Source organism: Rhodopseudomonas rhenobacensis (assembly GCF_014203125.1).
GTDB lineage: Bacteria > Pseudomonadota > Alphaproteobacteria > Rhizobiales > Xanthobacteraceae > Rhodopseudomonas_A > Rhodopseudomonas_A rhenobacensis.
In genome coordinates this window covers 1-2,207 of the sequence record NZ_JACHIH010000030.1, presented here as the reverse complement: position 1 = coordinate 2,207, position 2,207 = coordinate 1, and the positions used below count along the sequence as shown (strand labels likewise).

Sequence of the window (2,207 nt, the reverse complement as noted above, 5' to 3'; positions counted from 1 at the left end):
CGGGGTGTGGGGGCGCCGCTTAATGCCGAGACGCCCCCTCACCCGACCCCGCTTCGCTGCGCTACGCGGGGTCGACCTCTCCCCGCGCGCGGGGAGAGGTGAAGCCGTGCTTGGGTCAAGCCCCTGCCACGAAGGCATCAACGACGCCGCAGGCGTGATTGCTTCGCACCGCACGCGACGCTGCGCGCCGAGTGCGGTGCGAAGCAATCACGAGCCTTCCGAAAATCTTGCGTGCAGCATTGTCGCTTAAGCTATTAGCTCACGCCACTTCAACAACGCGATCCTCGACGCGCGCGATCGCCTCGCGCAACACCTCGATCCCGGCGTCGGGCTTGACGCCCTGCTCGGCGAGATGGCGGCGGAAGGCGCGCGCGCCCGGCACGCCGTGATAGGCGCCGACGAAATGCCGGGTGATCGAATGCAGCCGCGTGCCTTGCGCGAGCTGCGCCTCGATATAGGGCATCATGGCTTGCAGCGCCGCTGTCATGCTCGGGTGCGGCGCCGGCTCGCCGAACAGCTCCGGATCGACCGCGAGCAGCCGCCACGGCTCCTGATAGGCGGCGCGGCCCAGCATCACGCCATCGACATGCGCCAGATGCGGCTTGGATTCGGCGATGCCGGCGATGCCGCCATTGATCACGATCGGCACGTCCGGCAAGGACGCCTTCAAGCGATACACCCGGTCGTAATCGAGCGGCGGCACGTCGCGGTTTTCCTTCGGCGACAACCCGTTCAGCCAGGCCTTGCGCGCGTGCACGATCAGCACGTCGGCGCCGGCCGCCACCACCGCACGCGCCAGCGTGTCCAACGCGACTTCAGGATCCTGGTCGTCGATGCCGATGCGGCATTTCACAGTCACCGGAACGTCGACCGCGCGCTTCATCGCGGCGACGCCCTCGGCGACGAGCTGCGGCTCGGCCATCAGGCAGGCGCCGAAGCGGCCATCCTTGACCCGGTCCGACGGGCAGCCGACGTTGAGATTGATCTCGTCGTAGCCGAAATCCTCGCCGATCTTCGCGGCGTTGGCGAGATCGCGCGGATCGGAACCGCCGAGCTGCAACGCCAGCGGGTGTTCGCTGGCGTCGAAGCCGAGCAGTCGCTGGCGGTCGCCATGGATCACCGCGCCGGTGGTCAGCATCTCGGAATACAGCCGCGCGCGACGCGACAACAGCCGGTGGAACACCCGGCAGTGCCGATCGGTCCAGTCCATCATAGGCGCGGTACAAAATCTATATGATTGATTTATCAGCATTTTTCAAGTATTTTCAGGCTGTTAGAACGTGTCGTGTGCACACTATTGTACGCCATGATGCGACGTTTTATCCGGCTTTTCGACGCCTCAGTGCACACGGAGCGCACACGCGTGGCGACCATTACGAAACTCAAGTCTGGCTCTTGGAGCGTCCAAGTCCGACGAAAGGGAAAGTATGTCAATGAGACATTCCTTCGGCGAAAGGACGCGGAGGAATGGGGAATTGATATTGAACGCCGGATCGATCGCCAGGAACCCGCGACGACACGCAAGTCACGAAATGCTCTGCTCTTTGGCGATCTCATCGCACTCCATCGCCGGGATTTAATCGAGGTCGGTAAGACCATCAGGCGATCGAAGAGCGCCAGTTTGATCTTCCTCGACGAGAACCTTGGGCATCTTCGTCTTTCTGAGCTGGATCGAGACCGACTTATCAAGTTCGGAAAAGAACGCGCGCTTGAGGGTGCCGGACCTGTCACGATTGGAATCCATCTCGGATACATCAAGACCATCCTGTCTCATGCGGCAGCAGTACATGGTGTGATCGTTTCAACTGAACCAATCAACCTTGCTCGGATTGCTCTCGGACGCCTCGGACTTGTCGGCAAAGGTAATGAGCGTGATCGTCGCCCTACCCAGGATGAGCTCGACCGCATCATCTCAGAGCTAGAAGGCAATGCTCGGCAAAAGATCCCGGTTGGTCGGATTGTGCGATTTGCCGTGGCAACAGCTATGAGGCAAGATGAAATTGCGCAAATCGAATGGCGTGACTTTGATGCCAACAGCCGAATGCTCGTAGTTCGCGACCGCAAGGATCCGAGAAAGAAAAAGGGTAACGACCAGCGGATTCCGCTTCTGGAGTCGTCCGTGAAGATCCCGGACACGCGCCGATTTAGGCGTATTGCATCGATCCGATGACGCGGCAGAGCGCGGCGAACAGGGCGCGCAAAAGCCG

2 protein-coding genes are annotated in these 2,207 nt (G+C 61.4%); one reads left to right on the top strand and one right to left on the bottom strand.

Going from position 1 to position 2,207, the window contains the following annotated elements; all coding sequences use genetic code 11:
* Positions 1–259: 259 nt before the first annotated feature.
* On the bottom strand, positions 260–1,252 hold the full coding sequence (gene dusA, locus HNR60_RS18960; protein ID WP_184260726.1) for a tRNA dihydrouridine(20/20a) synthase DusA: 993 nt from the start codon (positions 1,250–1,252) through the stop codon (positions 260–262).
* A 111-nt stretch (positions 1,253–1,363) separates the two neighbouring features.
* Here dusA and HNR60_RS18955 point away from each other — a divergent pair, with 111 nt between their 5' ends.
* A complete protein-coding gene (locus tag HNR60_RS18955; protein ID WP_347339359.1) occupies positions 1,364–2,170 on the top strand; it encodes a tyrosine-type recombinase/integrase in 807 nt (268 codons plus the stop codon).
* Positions 2,171–2,207: the final 37 nt, after the last annotated feature.